Below are 16,907 nucleotides of genomic sequence, written 5' to 3' on the forward strand. Positions count from 1 at the left end.
GCACTGGCTTATAGTGACTGCTCTTATTGCGTCGAAAATGGGTCAAGGGATAACCCATGGTTGAAATAATTAGTCTGGGCCTGGACGGGGTGTTCGAGATCAGGCCGCCGAAATTCGCGGACGAGCGCGGCTTCTTCTCCGAAACCTGGAATGCGGCAAAGCTGGCGCAGGCCGGCATCACGGTCGATTTCGTGCAGGACAACCACTCCTGTTCGCGCGGTCGTGGAGTGATGCGCGGATTGCATTTCCAAACGCCGCCCTTTGCCCAGGACAAACTGGTGCGGGTGCTGCGCGGCTCGGTCTTCGATGTCGCGGTCGACATCCGCAAGGGCTCGCCGACCTATGGCAGATGGGTGGGCATCGAGCTTTCGGCCGAAGCCTGGAACCAGATCCTCGTGCCCAAGGGATTTGCCCATGGGTTTGTCACGCTCGAGCCGGACACGGAGGTCGTCTACAAGGTCTCCGCCCCTTATTCGCAGCCGCACGACCGCTCGGTTCGCTTCGACGATCCCGCCATCGCGATCGATTGGCCGGTGCAGGCAGCCGAAATGACCTTGTCGGCAAAGGACAGTGCAGCACCATTGCTCGCCGAAATCGAAACAGGATTCGTCTACCCGTGAAGCAAGCTACGCAAACCGTATTGGTCACCGGCGGCGCCGGGTTCATCGGGTCGGCAGTGTGCCGCCACCTGGTGGGCACAGGCAGCTACCGGGTCATCAATCTCGACAAGCTGACCTATGCCGGCAACCTGACATCGCTGCGCGATCTCGAGGGCCATCCGAACTATGCCTTTCATCGGGCAGACATCTGCGACACGGACGCGGTGAGGCGGATACTAGCGGACGAAAACGTCGACCGGATCATGCATCTGGCAGCGGAGAGCCATGTCGATCGGTCGATCGATGGCCCGATGGCCTTCGTCACCACCAATGTCGTCGGCACTGCGAGCCTGCTGTCTGCAGCCCTCGACCATTGGCGCAGCCTGGACGCGAGCCGGCGGGAAACCTTCAGGTTCCACCATGTCTCGACCGACGAGGTGTTCGGCGACCTGCCCTTCGATGCCGGCGTGTTCACGGAAGACTCGCCCTACAAGCCTTCGTCTCCTTACTCGGCATCCAAGGCCGCATCGGACCACTTCGTCCGTGCCTGGCACGAGACATATGGGCTGCCTGTGGTGCTGTCCAACTGCTCGAACAATTATGGACCCTACCACTTCCCCGAAAAACTGATCCCGCTGGTGATTGCCAATGCGCTCGATGAGCGGCCCTTGCCGGTCTACGGCAAGGGCGCCAATGTGCGCGACTGGCTGTTCGTCGAGGATCATGCACGCGCGCTGGAGACTGTGCTGACCAAGGGACGCGCAGGCCAGAGCTACAACATCGGCGGCCGCGCCGAGCGCACCAATCTCCAGGTCGTCGAGGCAATCTGTGAACTCCTCGACAATCGTCGGCCGCGTCAGGGCGGACGCTCGCATCTCGAGTTGATCGAATTCGTGACCGACCGTCCCGGACATGACCGGCGTTATGCCATCGACCCGGCCAAGAGCGAGCGCGAGCTTGGCTGGGTCCCGTTGGAGACCTTCGAAAGCGGACTGGCACGAACGGTAGACTGGTATCTTGCAAACGGCTGGTGGTGGCGACCGATCCGCGAACAGCGCTTCGATGGCAACCGGCTCGGACTGGTCGAGGCGAAGTGAAGATCCTCGTCACCGGAACGGAAGGCCAGCTGGCGCGCGCCCTTGCGGCGCGAGCGCAGTTCCATAGGGGGATTGAACTCGTCTGCATCGGACGGCCGAATCTGGATCTGGAGGCGCCAGCCACCTTTGCCCCGGTTCTCAAGCTGATCGCCCCGGACCTGGTCGTCAATGCAGCGGCGCATACCGGTGTCGACCAGCAGGAAGACGAGGCTGAGCGTGCCTTCACGATGAATGCCGAGGCACCGTCGGCGTTGGCCCGCCTGACCAGGCTGTCGGGTATCCCGATCATCCAGGTATCCACCGACTATGTGTTCGACGGACGGTCGGCTCGCCCCTATGTCGAGGCCGATTTGCCCAATCCGCAGACGGTCTACGGGCGCAGCAAGCTCGCAGGCGAAGATGCCGTGCGCGACGGCAATCCGGATCACCTGATCGTACGCACAGCATGGGTCGTCAGCCGCTATGGCCGCAATTTCGTCAAGACGATGCTCACGGCCGCGCAAAGCCGGGACAGATTGACCGTTGTCGCCGACCAGTTCGGCAATCCAACGGAAGCAGACGATCTTGCCGACGGCATTCTTGCCGCCGCCAACACAAGGCGCTCCACCGGCAGCTTTCCGGGCCGGCTCTATCATCTCGCCGGGCAAGGTCGAGCCAGCTGGTATGAGCTTGCACGGCATGTCCTTGAGGTCAGCGCTCCTCTGGGCGGCCCGAGCGCCGTTGTAGAACCGATCAGCAGCTCCATGTGGCCGGCAAAAGCCGCGCGCCCGGCCAATTCAGAGCTGAATTCGGACGCATTCCAACGCGACTTCGGTTATCGGGCGGGCGATTGGAGAGCGCGGACCGCCACCCTCGTCGAAACGCTGCTTCAAGACCGCTGACCCGGATTGCCGGCGCATTCCATCGGCAGCGTCGCGCTCAATAGGCCGTCTGGTAGATCGACAGAATATCTGAACGCGCCAGGTCGCGCGGGTTGTTGTCGAGCAAGCGACGAATGGCGAAGGCGTCGTCGGCCATCGTCTCCAGGTCGTTCTCCGGCACGCCGAGCTTCGACAGCCGCATCTCGATGCCAAGCGAAGCGCAATAGTCGTGCGTAGAGCCGAACACATCCTGCACGGCATGGGCCTCCGGCAAGCCGAGGGCCGAGAGGATGTGGCCGGTCTTCTCCCCTGCCGACGGCAGGTTGAAGGCGAGCACATGTGGAAAGATCAGCGCATTGGCAGCGCCATGGGCAATGTGCCAGCGCGTGCCCAGCGGATAGGCGAGCGCGTGGCCGCCGGCAGTGTTGACCGGGCCGAGGCAGAAGCCGCCATAGAGCGAGGCGAGTGCCAGCCCGGCGCGGGCCTCGACGTCGCTACCGTCCTTGACCGCACGGGCGAGGTAGCGACCGACCAGCTTCACGCCTTCCAGCGCGTAGAGGTCGATCATCGGATGCGCCTTCTTGTTGGTGTAGGCCTCGACGCAATGAGCCATCGCATCGACGCCGGTCGCTGCGGTGACGGCAGCGGGCACGGTCATGGTCAGCGCGGGATCGACGACGGCGATGTCGGCCAGCATCTCGATGCTTTCGACGGCAAGCTTGGCTTGCGTCGTCGGATCGGTGACCAAGGCGCGGATGCCGGCCTCGCTGCCGGTGCCCGAGGTCGTTGGCACCTGCGCCAGAGCGACGCGCCGCCTTGTGGCCTTGCCGACGCCGACGATGTCCTGCAGGCGCTGGCCGGTGCCCGCCATGACCGAAACGAGCTTGGCGAGGTCCATGGCGCTGCCGCCACCGAAACCGACGATCAGGTCGGCCTCCGAACGGGCCGCGAGCTCAAGCACCTTTTCGAGATTGGGCAGGTCCGGCTCCGGGCGTACCTCGCCGAAGACGACCGTCTCGACGCCGAGATCGAGCGTGTCCACACGCGCCGCATTAAACGCGTCGGCGACGACAAGGGCCTTTGTGATGTTGCGCGACTTCACCCAGCCGGCGAGCCGGGACACCACACCGGGACCGAACTCGATGACCGGCGGCCGAACGATCGTGATGGGCGTGTTGAGACCGTTCATCGTCTTTGCTCCTGCTGGATATGGTCGCCGCTGATACGCATCAGATGTCTGCCGGTGTCAGGCGGACGTATTTGATGGCGCGGCGGAAATAGGTGAAGGCGACATGGATCGCCCCATCGGGCGCAGCCACGATCGACGGGTAGGAGAACTCGCGGTTCAGCCCGTCCTTGGAGTTGTTGGTGAGGCAGAAGCCGTCCCCCGTCTCCAGGTCGATGCGGCCGCCGAAGCTCTCGCCGCCATCGGACGAGAATGCGAGGCTGAGCGGCGCACGCGGCACGCCCCAGACGGCCTTGCGCCCCTCCGGCTCTGCAGCCGGCTCGGTCGCCAAAGGCTCGTCGCCCTCGATCTCGTCATAGAGCGACAGCCGCCGGTCATCCGACATCGACGCATTGGCATGGTTGTAGACGATGGCGATGCGGCCATCGCCCATGCGCACGGCCTGCACAGACGAGTTGTTGTTGGGCAGGTCGGTCGGTTCAGGCGCACTCCAGCCGCGGCCGCCGTCACGCGAGCGGCTGCGCAGAACCTGTTCGGAAAAACGGTTGCGGAAGACGGCCACCATCTCGTCGCCGCCGAGCGGCACAATGTTCATGTGTACGGCGCCGATGCTGTCGGCTACGTCACGCATGGCCCAGCTGGTGCCGGCGTCGGTCGACACCAGCACGGCGGCCGTGTCAACGTCGCCGCTCCAGCGGGTTCCCGGCCGGCCGATGCAGCGGAACACCGGCAAAAGCCACTCGCCGCGACCGTTGACGATGATCGGCTGGCGCACGAAGGTGCCCGGCACGTCGCAGAGCGTGGTCACGGCGCCGAAGCTCTTGCCGCCATCCTCGGAGATGCGGCGCTTGACCACCGCGCCGTCCTGATGACCCGAGGTCTGCGAGGTGTAGAGCAGCCAGACCTTGCCGTCGGGCGCGTTGAACAGCATCGGGTTCTGTTCTGATTTCGTGGGGTCGTCGGACATCTTCTCCGGCGCCGACCAGACATCCGAACCGGGCAACAGTCGCGACATGTAGATCGAGATGTCGCCCATGCCTTCCATCGTGCCGCCGAACCAGACGCAAGCCAGCGTGCCATCGGGCAACAGCGACAGGTTTGCGGCGTGGTTCTGCACTGTCGGTGACGGCAGGAAGGCGTCCCACCGTCCCGGTGCGGCAGCCCTCATCTTGCCGTCCATGCGAGCTGCCACCTCCGCGTGGGTCATGACGGATGCTTCCGCTTGTGCCGCGCCCATGGCCGTCCCCGTGCTCACGGCAGCTGCTCCAGTTGCGGCCTGAGCGCGGCGACATCGCCGTCGCTCAGCGACACAAGCGGTGGGCGCAGCCGCTGCCAGGCCGGCTTGCCGTGCTTGAGGCCGACCATCGCCTTGATGGTCGGGATCTGTGCGTAGCTGTTGGAAAGGTTGCGCCAGGCGTTGATGCGCGCCTGCGCCGCCTCGACCTTCGCCTCTTCGCCAGCGGTCGCATGGTTGTCGAAGACAGTGCGCAGCGAATCCGCGATCAGGTTGGAGGTCGCGGTGATGCAGCCGGCGCCGCCTTCGCGCAACAGCGGCAACATCAGCGGGTCAGCGCCCGGGAACACGGCAAAGCCCGGATAGGCCTGCACCAGCGCCTGCATGTTGGCGAAATCGCCCTTGGATTCCTTGATGCCGACGACGGTTTTCGGGAAGGCTTTGATCAACCGGCCGACGAGCTCGACGGACAGCGAAATGCCAGACACCTGGGGGATATGATAGAGCACGACCTTGAGCCGGTCGTCGGCGATGCCTTCGAGGATGCGGGAGTAGGCATCGAACAGGCCGTCGTCGGACACGCCCTTGTAATAGAAGGGCGGCAGCATCACGACCTTGTCGACGCCGATCGAGAGCGCGTGGCGCGTCAGTTCGATGGTCTCGGGGATGGCGGCGACACCCGTGCCGGGCATGAGCTTGTCGGCTGAGACGCCCGCCTTGACGACGCTTTCCAGCATCGCCTTGCGCTCGGTCAGCGAGAACGAATTGGCTTCGCCGGTGGTGCCGAGCAGGGCCACGCCATGGCAGCCCTCGTCGAGCAGCCGCTTGCAATGCGCGGCCAGCAGGCCATGGTCGGGCGTAAGGTCGGCGTTGATGGGCGTAGCGGCAGCCGAGAAGACGCCCGAGATTGCAAAACTGGTCATGCGGTCACCCGAGGCGTTCCGGCGAGCTTGCGCGCATAGGCGATCGCCGAGTTCATGTTGACGTGGTTGGCCTTGCCGGTTCCGGCGATGTCGAAGGCGGTGCCGTGGTCGACAGAGGTGCGGTCGATGGGCAGGCCGAGCGAGATGTTGACGCCGGTCTCGAAGGCCACCAGCTTCATCGGGATGTGGCCTTGGTCGTGATATTGCGCGACCACAAGGTCGAAGGCACCAGTATAGGCACGGTGGAAGACTGTATCTGGCGGCACCGGGCCGTAGGCATCGATGCCCTCGGCCTTGGCCGCGGCGACTGCAGGGGCAATGAACTCGTCGTCCTCGGTGCCGAACAGGCCGTTTTCGCCGCAATGCGGGTTGAGGCCGGCGACCGCAATGCGCGGGTTTTCGATGCCGATGCGGCGCAGATGGCTATGGCCCGTACGGATGGTCTCCAGAATGCGCTCGGGCCTGACCCTCGATATAGCGTCTTTGAGCGACACATGGGTCGAGACGTGGATGACCGACATGCGTTCGGCGGCAAGCAGCATCCAGGACGAGCGCGAGCCGGTGAGATGCGCCAGCATGCCGGTGTGGCCGTCATAGTGGTGGCCGGCGAGGTTCAACGCTTCCTTGTTGATGGGGGCGGTGACGATGCAGCCGATCTCACCTGCGGTCGCCGCTTCCACCGCACGCGCAATGAAGCGGAATGAGGCGTCACCGGCGCGAATGTCGATCTTGCCGAAGGCGATCGGGCCGCCCTCGATGGCGACATGCTCGACGGCAACCGTGTCGGCGCCATCCGAGACGGAAGCGAACTTCAGCGGCGCGCCGACGATGCTGGCTGCCGCTTCAAGACTGTCGCGGTTGCCGAAGACCCGCATGGTGGCGCGGTCGGCGGCACCCATCTCGGCCAGCGACTTGCAAATGATCTCGGGGCCGACGCCCGCCGGGTCCCCCATGGTGATGCCAATCGTGCGGCTAGAACTCGCCATCGCTCCCTGTCCGTCTTGTCGCAGGTAATGCCGGCTACCCGGTCCCCGCGTGCTGGAATCCTCCCGAGCGCATGCACCTCGAGGCGCGAACTGCACTTGGCTTTATGAAAACTGACCACAAGCAGATAAGTTGTCAAGTTGCTTTTTCACCACCCCACTGACGCCCTTTGTGCGAATCTGTCCATCATATTGATTTTTAACAAGAAAATTTCATTCAGTTCACCAAACGCTAATTTTATCGACTTCTGGCAGCAAAAAATGAATTGACATGTTTACAATATGGCGGCATTTGTTCGGCCACGGTCGCCGCTCCCGTGTCTGTTGCCTTTCGATGGACCAGAGCATCGCCGTTCATGGATTTCACGGGAGGAATGTCATGTCGAAACGGAACACCGAGACTCCGTCGCGCGCCGGGATGACCCGCCGCGACGCGCTCAGGCTCGGCCTGGGCAGTGCTGTGGGCTTCACGCTGCTCGGCCTCAATGCCAAGATCGCCTTTGCACAGGAAGGCCAGGTGCTGAAAGTCGCCAATCCGGCCTTCAATCAGGACTGGTCGCCGCTGCGCGGCGGCGGCGTGCCTTATCGCTGGAACTCGGCCTGGTGGGCATCGCCGATGTATTTCGACAGCGAAGGCAAGATCCACCCTTACGTCTTCACCAGCTGGGAAGGCTCGGCCGACTCCAAGACCTGGACCTTCAAGCTCGACCCCAAGGCAACCTTCTCCGACGGCAGCAAGATCACCTCGGCAGATGTCGCCGGGTCGTGGAACGTGGCGGCGATGCCCGGCACCAAGAGCCAGCGTGCCGACCAGGTTCTCGGCAAGGTCGCAGGCTTCGCTGAAGTGACCGGCGGCAGCGCCAACACCATTTCCGGCGTCGCCACCCCCGACGAAGGCACCGTCGTCGTGACGCTGATCGAGGCCGACCCGATCTATTTCATGCGCGTCGCCAACCACATCGTGCCGATCACCAAGGCCTCGCAGTCGCGCGGCGAGGACGGCAACGAGATCCAGGATTGGTTCACGCCCGACGCGGGTGCTGTCTATTCCGGCCCGTTCAAGCTGACCAGCATCGACATCGACGCCGGCAAGCTGGTGTTCGAGCCGAACGAGAACTTCTTCGGCCCTAAGCCCAAGCTCGCCCGCATCGAGATCACCTCGATCGAGGACAATGTCACGGCGACCTCGCTGCTCAAATCGGGCGAGTTCAACGCCCATACCGAGCTGGTCACCTCGACCATCGTGCAGGATCTCGGCAGCGAATTTGCCTCCGGTCCGCTGATCCCCACCAGCCAGCACTTCTGGTTCAACTCCAAGCGCGCGCCGATGGACGACCCCAAGGTTCGCCAGGCGCTGATCATGGCGGTCGACCGCGATGGCCTGATGAAGGCCTCGTTCCCCGACGGCCCGCACAAGAAGACCGACCAGGTCATCAACTCCGTACCCGGCGCCGACAATTCCGGCTTCGAGCCCTACGCATACGATCCGGAAGGCGCCAAGAAGCTGCTCGCCGAGTCGACCTATGGCGGTCCGGAGCGCTTGCCCAAGATCCTGTTCGTCGGCATTTCCTCGCCGGCCAACGAGGCAGCCGCACAGTTCATCGCCGAGCAGTGGCGCCAGAATCTCGGCATCACCGCCGTCGACATGAAGCCGCAGCAGGACGCCTATGCCGGTCCCGACCAGAACTCGGTGCAGATCTTCCGCGACGACGTCGGCACGCGCGTGCCGGATGCCGTAAGCTATCTCGCCGGCTCCATCGCCTCGACCTCGTCCAACGCCCAGAACAAGCTCGGCGGATACAAGAACGACAAGGTCGATCAGTTGCTCTCAGAAGCCGCGACCAAGGCGGCCGACGATCCGCAGCGCGTCGCACTTGCCCAGGAGGCACAGAAGGTCTTCCGCGACGACTGGACCTTCATTCCCTGGTACGCTCAGGCGATGTCGCGCTGGGCCAACGCCAATGTAAAGGGCATCGACAAGAACCTCGACTGGCAGGTTGTCGCTCCTTGGGAAATCACCGTCGGCTGATGTCCCGGTAACGCGCACGGGGGCTCGTCCCCCGTGCTACTCTTTTCGAACTGATACCGTGCGGTGGGAGGCCGCCCGCCATGCTGCGCTATATTGCAACACGGCTGCTGCTGTGGATTCCGTCCGTCCTGCTGGTCATGCTGGCCGTCTACGCCATGGCATATTACGGCGCCGGCGACCCGATCAAGCTGATCTTCTTGCGCGCCCCGGGCGACGTTGCCTACAATCCCGAGAAGATCGAGGCGATCCGCGATGCCGCCGGCCTGAACCGACCGTTCCTCGTCCAGTTCGGCAGCTACATCCTGAACCTTCTGCAGGGAAATTTCGGCAACTCGCTGACCTCGGGCCGATCGGTCTGGGCGATGGTGTCGGCCGCCGCACCCGTGTCGTTCAAGCTCGGCCTCTGCGCCGTGGTGCTGACGGCGATCGTCGCCGTTCCCCTCGGCATGATCGCGGCGATGAACCAGAACACCAAGATCGACTACACGATCCTCGGTTCGGCGCTGTTCCTCTGGGCCATCCCAGCCTATGTCGCCGGCCCGCTGCTCATGGTGGCGCTGATCTTCGTCCTGCCCGGCGGCAAGGTTCCTTATGGCTGGGGCGGCATCTTCGATTTGCGTATCCTGTTGCCACTGCTCGTGCTCTCGTTCCAGCCGATCGCCCTGATCGTGCGCCAGACGCGCGCCGCGGTGATCGAGGTGCTGTCGGAGGATTTCGTCCGCACGGCCCGCGCCAAGGGCGTGCCCGAGATGGTGGTGGCGCTGCGCCATATCCTGAGGCCGGTGCTGACACCAGTCGTCACCCAGCTCGGCCTGATCATGATCACCATCGTCAACGGCGCCATCTTCGTCGAACTGGTATTCGGCCTGCCGGGTCTCGGCCGCCTGACGGTCTCGGCGCTTACCAATTCCGACTATCCCGTCATCTTGGCCATCACGCTGATCGGCTCGTTTCTGGTGATGCTGTCGAACCTTCTGGTCGACGTGCTCTACCCGCTGCTCGATCCGCGCGCCAACGACACGATGAGGAGCCGCTGACATGACCATGACACCCGTCACACTCCCCTCCTCCGTGGCCGACGACGAGCCCCCCGTCAGCTTGTGGCGCGATGCCTGGCATCGCCTGTTGCGCAACAAGCTGGCGGTCGCCGGTCTCGCCGTGGTCATCCTGCTCGCCTTCGTCGCTGTCTTCGGCCCGTGGCTGACGCCCTACGACTTCCTGACCCAGGACCTCAACGCCCGCAACCAGGCGCCATCGCTTGCCCATCTGTTCGGCACCGACGATCTCGGCCGGGATGTCTTCTCCCGCGTCGTCTACGGCACCCGCACCGCCTTCGTCGTGGCGATCGTGGTGACCACGATCGCCGTTGTCATCGGCGTCGCGCTCGGCGCCATGGCCGGCTTCTTCGGCGGGTTGTTCGACCGCACCGTCATGTGGTTCACCGACATGACCATGTCAGTGCCCAACCTTTTGCTCGTCGTGGTCATCAACGCCTCGCTGAAGACGCCGATCACCGCCTGGATGGAGGCCCGCTACCAGGCGACGCTGAACCCGTTCTACCGCGAGACAATCTGGGTCGACTTCCTTTTGGTGTTCGGCTCGATGGCGCTGATCAGCTGGCCGCCCTACGCCCGCCTCGTCCGCGCCCAGGTGCTGTCTATCCGTGGCAGGCCCTATGTTACCGCTGCCCGCGCGCTCGGCCTGACCAACCGGCTGATCCTGATGCGCTACATCGTGCCCAACGCCATCGGCCCGCTGATCGTCTCGGTCAGCGCCGGCCTCGGCACCGCGATGGTACTGGAAAGCGCTTTCTCCTTCCTCGGCGTCGGCGTCAATCCGCCCACGCCCAGTTGGGGCAACATGATCTCCGACGGCCTGCGTGTCTGGCAGCATTATCCGCATCTGCTCGCCGCACCCGCCGCCGTGCTCGGCCTCGCCACCGTCGCCTTCTCTTTCCTGGGCGACGGCCTCAATGACGCTCTCAACCCGAGGGGCAGCAAATGACCGCTCCCGCAGACAACAAACCGCTGCTCGATATCAAGGGCCTGACCATCGAGATCGACACCCGCCGTGGCCCCGCCGTGATCGTCGACGGCATAGATCTCACCGTCGGCAAGGGCGAGACGGTCGGCGTCGTCGGCGAATCCGGCTGCGGCAAGAGCCTGACCATGCTCAGCCTTGTCAGGCTCCTGCCCAACAAGATCAGGGTCAAGGGTGGCTCGGCCGAATTCGCCGGCCGCGATCTGCTCAAGATGACGAAATCGGAGCTGCGCCAGGTGCGCGGCGGCAAGATCGGTTTCGTCTTCCAGGATCCGATGACCTCGCTCAACCCGGTCATGCGCATCGGCGACCAGCTGTGCGAGCCGCTGATCTACCATGGCGGCATGACCAAGGCCGAGGCGCGTGCCCGCGCCATCGAACTTTTGCGCCTCGTCGGCATCCCCGGTCCGGAACAGCGCATCGAGGCCTATCCGCACGAACTGTCGGGCGGCATGCGCCAGCGCGTCATGATCGCCATCGGCCTTGCCTGCGACCCGGAGCTTTTGATCGCTGACGAGCCGACGACCGCGCTCGACGTCACCATCCAGGCGCAGATCGTCGACCTGGTGAAGGATCTGCGCAAGAAGCTCAACATGTCGGTGGTGTGGATCACCCACGATCTCGCGCTGATCGCCGGCCTCGTCGACCGGGTCGCCGTGCTTTATGCTGGCACGGTTGTCGAGGACGCGCCTGTCGGTGAGCTGTTCGCCCACCCGACGCATCCCTACACGCGCGGCCTGCTGGCCTCGATCCCCAAGCTGTCGGACGAACGCGCCAGCCGACTGTCCTCCATCGGCGGTACGCCGCCCGAACCGGGTCGTCGCCCCAAGGGCTGCCCGTTTGCGCCACGCTGCGCGCTGGCCGAAGGCATCTGCCATGAGCGCGTGCCTGTTCTCGAGCCGGTCGCCGGTTCGGGCGGCCATCGCGTCGCCTGCTTCGTCGCCCAGCGCCAGATGATGGAGGCCGCGTGATGGCTGCCGAACCGCTGATCAAGGTCGAGAACCTCGTCAAGCATTTCGTCGTCCGCCTCGGTGCCTTCGGCGAGCGCGGCGCCACCGTCTATGCCGTCGACGACGTCAACTTCGATATCTTCGCCGGCGAGACGCTGTCGCTGGTCGGCGAATCCGGCTGCGGCAAGTCGACCACCGGCTTCACTCTGCTCAACCTGCAGAAGGCGACCTCGGGCAAGGTCATCTTCCAGGGCGAGAACATCGTCTCGCTTGATGAAAAGCGCATGCGGCCCTATCGCCGCGAACTGCAGATCGTCTTCCAGGACCCCTATTCGACGCTCAACCCGCGTATGACCATCGGCGAGGTGGTCGGCGAGCCGATCCTGTTCCACAAGCTTGCCACCAAGGCCGAGCTGCCCGAGCGGGTGTCGCGCCTGCTCGCCGATGTCGGCCTGCCGGCTCGCTTCGCCCAGCGTTATCCGCACGAACTCTCCGGCGGCCAGCGCCAGCGCGTCGCCATCGCCCGGGCGCTCGCCTGCCAGCCGAAATTCATCGTCTGTGACGAAGCGATCTCGGCGCTCGACGTTTCGGTACAGGCGCAGATCATCAATCTGCTGCTCGACCTGCAGGAGAAGTACGGTCTCACTTACCTGTTCATCGCGCACGACCTTGCCGTGGTCCGCCACATCAGCACCCGCGTCGGCGTGATGTATCTCGGCCGCATGGCGGAACTGGCGACGCGCGAGCAGCTGTTTTCCAACCCGCTGCATCCCTACACCAAGGCGCTGCTTTCGGCCGTGCCCGAGGCGGATCCGGAACTCGAGAAGACGCGCCAGCGCCAGATATTGACGGGCGACGTGCCGAGCCCGTTGGCGCCGCCCGCCGGCTGCCGCTTCCACACGCGCTGCCCGATCGCCATGGATAAGTGCAAGGCTGTCGTGCCCGAGTGGCGCGAGGTGGCAGCAGGCCATCATGTTGCCTGCCATGCCGTGACCGACGGACTGCCGGAATGACCTTGATGCTCGCCATCGTCGCCGACGACCTGACCGGAGCGCTCGACACCTCGGCGCCCTTCGTCACCTCGGGTCTCAAGGTGGCGGTGGCGACGACCCCTGAAGCGACCGGCAAGGCGCTTGCCATCAAGCCGGATGTCTTTGCGGTCAGCACGGCGTCGCGGGCACTGACGGCCGACGTCGCATCGGCCAGGGTCAGGGATGTCGCGATCCGGCTGATGCCCCATGACCCCGGCATCGTGATGAAGAAGATCGACTCGCGCCTGAAGGGCAATGTCGGCGCCGAAGCACAAGCTCTCGCCGAAACATCGGGGCGCGGCCTGCTTGTCGTCGCTCCAGCCGTACCCGATCAGGGTCGCTTCACGCGCGACGGCGTGGTGCTCGGCCGCGGCGTCGACACTCCCTTGCCTGTTCGCGAGGCGCTGGCCGGCCTCGGCTTGCCAACAGAAGTACTCGATGCGGACGACGATGCGGATCTCGACGCCATCATCTCCGCACACAACTGGTCGGATGCGGTCGCCATCGGCGCCCGCGGACTGGGCCTCGCCTTCGCCCGTCATCTCGGCGGCAATGCCCTAGGGAAAGAACAGCCATTCCCGGCCGATGACGAGGCGCTGTATGCCTTCGGCTCGCGTGACCCGATCACCGACGGACAGGTGGCGCGGCTTCAATACGATCATCCCGGCATCGGCATGCTCGATGCACCTGCCGGACATTTCGAGCTTTCACCAGATGCCAGCCTGCCGCTGGTCGTCCGCTGTACCGGCGACCAGGTTGACGACCCCGGCCGGGTCGCCACCGACTTCGCTGTCGGCGTGGCCGAAGCCGTCGAGCGCCTTCGTCCCTCCACGCTTGTCATGGGTGGCGGCGACACGGCACTTGCCATACTTGGCGCGCTTGGCGTCGACGTGCTATTTCCGCGGGGCGAGGTGGCGCCGGGCCTGCCCTGGTTCACCATTGCGACACGCCATGGCGAGGGGCTGCGCTGTGTCGTAAAATCCGGCGGATTCGGGACGGTCGCGGTTCTTTCCGATCTCTTGCGGCCGCCGACCGGGGAACAGGCGGAACACACATGACGACCGAATTGCAGCAGGACGGAACCGAGCCTGACACCACCGAAACGGGCGAAAAGTCGGGCAACGGCCATAAGGCCGCTTCCAAGGCGCCGAAGCTGGTCGACAAGGTGTTCGACCAGTTGCAGGAGCGTATTGTCTCGGGCGAATTCCCTTCGGGATCCAAGCTGCCGGGCGAGCACGACCTGGCAACGCTGCTCGGTGTCTCCCGGCCGGTCGTGCGCGATGCACTCGGTCGGCTGCGCGATGTCGGCCTGGTCTATTCCCGCCAAGGCTCCGGCACCTATGTCCGCGTGTTCGACACCCAGAAGACAAGCCTCGGCTTTTCGCCGGTCAAGACCATCGCCGACATCCAGCGCTGCTACGAGTTCCGCCTGACCATCGAGCCGGAAGCCGCCTATTTCGCCGCCCTTCGCCACGACGACGCCTCAATGCAGAAGATGCGCGCGGCACTGGCGGAACTACGAGATGCGACGCGCGACCAGACCCACCGCTCCGACGTCGACTTCCTGTTCCACCGCTCGGTGGCAGAGGCCGCCAACAACCACTATTACACCGCCTGCCTCGATGCGCTGCGCCAGCACATCGCCGTCGGCATGAACCTACACGGCCTGTCCCTGATGGGTCCGCTGACCAAGCTGGAACAGGTCTATGACGAGCATCGCGGCATCTGTGACGCCATCGCCGCAGGCGAATCCGAGCTGGCGCGCGACCGCATGCGCGAGCACCTCGAAGGCTCGCGCAACCGGCTGTTCGAAAACAAGGTGCTCGACCTCTCGCGCTGACCTCAAGGTCGGCTGAACCGACGCCGCTGTTGCGGCACGACAGGAAAGAACGATGACAACGACGATCGTTACGGTCGGCGGCCGCATGGCTGCCGAGGGCCTTGCCATGCTCGAAATCGCCGGCATCGAGTGTATCTCGACCGAAGCCTATCCGACGAAATCCGAGGTCATGGCGCTGATCGAACGGCACCAGCCGGCGGCCCTTGTGGTGCGGCTGGTGGAGTTGGTCGACCGCGACATGCTGGCTGCCTCGAGCAAGCTGAAGATCGTCGCCAAGCATGGCGTCGGCACCAACGACATCGATGTCGCTGCCGCAAAGGCGATGAACATCCCTGTCATCATGGCCACGGGCGCCAACGCCCACTCGGTTGCCGAACACGCGCTCGGGCTGATCCTCGCCCTGACCAAGGATTTCCTGCGCCAGGACGGGCATATCCGCAACGGCCGGTGGGACAAGAAGCTTTATGCCGGGCGCGAGTTGCGCGGCCAGAAGCTCGGCCTCGTCGGCTTCGGCCTCATCGGCCAGATCCTTGCCCGGATGGTTACGCCCATCGGCATGCAGGTCTCGGCTTACGATCCGTTCGCGCCTGATGCAGCCTTTGCCGGCGGCGTTGTCCGCGCCCCGTCGCTCGATGTCCTGTTGGCTGAGAGCGACGTCGTCAGCCTGCATTGTCCGCTGACCGAGGGCACCCGCGGTTTGATCGGCGCGCGCGAGATCGCCCTGATGAAGCCGACTGCATTCCTCATCAACACGGCGCGCGGCGAAGTCGTCGATGAGCCGGCGCTAATCGCGGCGCTTCAGGCCGGGCGCATTGCCGGCGCCGGGCTCGACAGCTTTGCCGAAGAGCCGCCGGTCGCCAGCCCGCTGTGGCAACTGTCCAATGTGCTTCTGACCCCGCATGTCGCCGGCGTAACCGAGGACGCGCGCCGCGCCGTCTCGATCATGACCGCCGAAAACGTGCTCGCCTTCCTCCGCGGCGAGCCGCTCGCCCAGAACCTCTACGCAAGGGTTTGACAATGGCTCCCGAACTCCACGACGCCGACACGCTGACCGATCTGGCTTTCGCCATCTTCAAGGCGGCTGGCCTCGAGCCTGACAAGGCTCATGCGGTGGCCGAGATCCTTGTCGAGGCAGACCTGATGGGCCACACCACCCACGGTTTGGCACTCGCCCCCTGGTATCTCGAAAGCATCCGCAACGGCGTCATGACCAAATCAGGCGCACCTAGGGTGATCTCGGATCGCGGCGCCTGCGTTGCCTGGGACGGCTTGCGCCTGCCCGGCGCCTGGCTGACAGCGACCGCCATGGACCTCGCGGTCGAGCGCGCCGCCACCTACGGCACGGTTACCGTCACCATCGGCAACAGCCACCACATCGGCTGCCTCGCAGCCTATCTCACCCGCGCCACCGATCGCGGCTACGTGGCGCTGCTGGCAAGTTCCAGCCCCTCGGGCGCCTCGGTCGCTCCCTTCGGCGGCACGCGCGGCATCTTCACGCCCAACCCGATCGCCGCCGGCATTCCGACCGACGGCGATCCGATCCTGATCGACGTCAGCGCCTCGATCACCACCAACAATATGAGTTCGCGGCTGATCGCCGAGGGAAAAACATTCGAGCACCAGTGGCTGCTCGACCGCGACGGCAATCCGACCAACGACCCGCGCGTGCTCAACAACGGCGGCACCATCCTGCCCGCCGGCGGCCTCGATCACGGTCAGAAGGGCTATGCGCTGGCGATCCTCGTCGAAGCGCTGACGCAAGGCCTCGCAGGCTTCGGTCGCGCCGACAAGCCTGAGGGAACCAACGCCTCGGTGTTCCTTCAAGTCATCGACCCTACCGCGTTCGCCGGAGAAGCAGCCTTCACCCGCCAGACCGGCTGGCTGGCAGAAGCATGCCGCACAAACCCGCCGCGCCCCGGCGTCGAACGCGTCCGGCTGCCCGGCGAAAGCGCCGCCAGACGCAAGCGCAAGGCACTGGTCGAAGGCCTCGCCTTGCACGATGGTGTATTCGACAAACTGTGCGCCGAGGCAGTGCGCCTGGGCATTGACGTCAACGCAACGTCGCGTCGGTGAAGTTCAAAAGCGACACGACAGGTTCTCGTCGACAGTATGTCGGATCGACCACGAACTCAACT

The 16,907-nt window shown here is 64.7% G+C and carries 16 protein-coding genes; 12 read left to right on the forward strand and 4 right to left on the reverse strand.

Going from position 1 to position 16,907, the window contains the following annotated elements; all coding sequences use genetic code 11:
* Positions 1-56 precede the first annotated feature (56 nt).
* From rfbC to rfbD, 3 genes are read left to right on the forward strand one after another with little or no spacing between them, the layout of a single operon-like run.
* The gene (rfbC, locus tag NDO48_RS15730) at positions 57-620 is read left to right on the forward strand and encodes a dTDP-4-dehydrorhamnose 3,5-epimerase (protein ID WP_267321767.1); all 564 of its coding nucleotides are present in this window, start codon (positions 57-59) and stop codon (positions 618-620) included.
* Positions 617-1,696 (forward strand): dTDP-glucose 4,6-dehydratase, encoded by a 1,080-nt coding sequence (gene rfbB / locus NDO48_RS15735; RefSeq protein ID WP_157632923.1) that lies wholly within the window; start codon positions 617-619, stop codon positions 1,694-1,696. Before rfbC ends, rfbB begins: the two co-directional genes overlap by 4 nt.
* Complete coding sequence (gene rfbD, locus NDO48_RS15740; RefSeq protein WP_267321768.1) at positions 1,693-2,577, forward strand: dTDP-4-dehydrorhamnose reductase; 885 nt, start codon at positions 1,693-1,695, stop codon at positions 2,575-2,577. The genes rfbB and rfbD overlap by 4 nt, the downstream gene beginning before the upstream one ends.
* A 37-nt stretch (positions 2,578-2,614) precedes the next feature.
* Here rfbD and NDO48_RS15745 read toward each other — a convergent pair whose 3' ends face one another.
* From NDO48_RS15745 to pdxA, 4 genes are all read right to left on the reverse strand, one after another.
* Entirely contained in the window at positions 2,615-3,745 is a 1,131-nt protein-coding gene (locus tag NDO48_RS15745; protein WP_018430806.1) for an iron-containing alcohol dehydrogenase, read from the reverse strand.
* A 40-nt stretch (positions 3,746-3,785) separates the two neighbouring features.
* Positions 3,786-4,922 (reverse strand): sialidase family protein, encoded by a 1,137-nt coding sequence (locus tag NDO48_RS15750; RefSeq protein ID WP_018430805.1) that lies wholly within the window; start codon positions 4,920-4,922, stop codon positions 3,786-3,788.
* Positions 4,923-4,993: 71 nt separating this feature from the next.
* Positions 4,994-5,899 carry a dihydrodipicolinate synthase family protein gene (locus NDO48_RS15755; RefSeq protein ID WP_018430804.1) on the reverse strand — a complete coding sequence of 302 codons (906 nt, stop codon included), beginning with the start codon at positions 5,897-5,899 and terminating at the stop codon, positions 4,994-4,996.
* Complete coding sequence (gene pdxA, locus NDO48_RS15760) at positions 5,896-6,885, reverse strand: 4-hydroxythreonine-4-phosphate dehydrogenase PdxA (RefSeq protein ID WP_040457322.1); 990 nt, start codon at positions 6,883-6,885, stop codon at positions 5,896-5,898. The genes NDO48_RS15755 and pdxA overlap by 4 nt, the downstream gene beginning before the upstream one ends.
* A gap of 376 nt (positions 6,886-7,261) precedes the next feature.
* Here pdxA and NDO48_RS15765 point away from each other — a divergent pair, with 376 nt between their 5' ends.
* From NDO48_RS15765 to NDO48_RS15805, 9 genes are all read left to right on the forward strand, one after another.
* The gene (locus NDO48_RS15765; RefSeq protein ID WP_018430802.1) at positions 7,262-8,911 is read left to right on the forward strand and encodes an ABC transporter substrate-binding protein; all 1,650 of its coding nucleotides are present in this window, start codon (positions 7,262-7,264) and stop codon (positions 8,909-8,911) included.
* An 80-nt stretch (positions 8,912-8,991) separates the two neighbouring features.
* Entirely contained in the window at positions 8,992-9,948 is a 957-nt protein-coding gene (locus tag NDO48_RS15770) for an ABC transporter permease (RefSeq protein ID WP_018430801.1), read from the forward strand.
* A gap of 7 nt (positions 9,949-9,955) precedes the next feature.
* Positions 9,956-10,915 carry an ABC transporter permease gene (locus NDO48_RS15775; protein ID WP_026227761.1) on the forward strand — a complete coding sequence of 320 codons (960 nt, stop codon included), beginning with the start codon at positions 9,956-9,958 and terminating at the stop codon, positions 10,913-10,915.
* Positions 10,912-11,922, forward strand: a complete 1,011-nt coding sequence (locus tag NDO48_RS15780; RefSeq protein WP_018430799.1) for an ABC transporter ATP-binding protein — start codon at positions 10,912-10,914, stop codon at positions 11,920-11,922. Before NDO48_RS15775 ends, NDO48_RS15780 begins: the two co-directional genes overlap by 4 nt.
* The gene (locus tag NDO48_RS15785) at positions 11,922-12,914 is read left to right on the forward strand and encodes an ABC transporter ATP-binding protein (RefSeq protein WP_018430798.1); all 993 of its coding nucleotides are present in this window, start codon (positions 11,922-11,924) and stop codon (positions 12,912-12,914) included. Before NDO48_RS15780 ends, NDO48_RS15785 begins: the two co-directional genes overlap by 1 nt.
* Positions 12,911-13,990, forward strand: a complete 1,080-nt coding sequence (locus NDO48_RS15790; RefSeq protein WP_018430797.1) for a four-carbon acid sugar kinase family protein — start codon at positions 12,911-12,913, stop codon at positions 13,988-13,990. The genes NDO48_RS15785 and NDO48_RS15790 overlap by 4 nt, the downstream gene beginning before the upstream one ends.
* Positions 13,987-14,772, forward strand: a complete 786-nt coding sequence (locus NDO48_RS15795; protein WP_018430796.1) for a FadR/GntR family transcriptional regulator — start codon at positions 13,987-13,989, stop codon at positions 14,770-14,772. The genes NDO48_RS15790 and NDO48_RS15795 overlap by 4 nt, the downstream gene beginning before the upstream one ends.
* A 52-nt stretch (positions 14,773-14,824) precedes the next feature.
* Positions 14,825-15,787 carry a hydroxyacid dehydrogenase gene (locus tag NDO48_RS15800; RefSeq protein ID WP_267321769.1) on the forward strand — a complete coding sequence of 321 codons (963 nt, stop codon included), beginning with the start codon at positions 14,825-14,827 and terminating at the stop codon, positions 15,785-15,787.
* Between the two features lie 2 nt (positions 15,788-15,789).
* Positions 15,790-16,845, forward strand: a complete 1,056-nt coding sequence (locus tag NDO48_RS15805) for an Ldh family oxidoreductase (RefSeq protein WP_040457354.1) — start codon at positions 15,790-15,792, stop codon at positions 16,843-16,845.
* Positions 16,846-16,907 lie beyond the last annotated feature (62 nt).

Source organism: Aminobacter sp. MET-1 (genome assembly GCF_026521175.1).
Classification (GTDB): domain Bacteria; phylum Pseudomonadota; class Alphaproteobacteria; order Rhizobiales; family Rhizobiaceae; genus Aminobacter.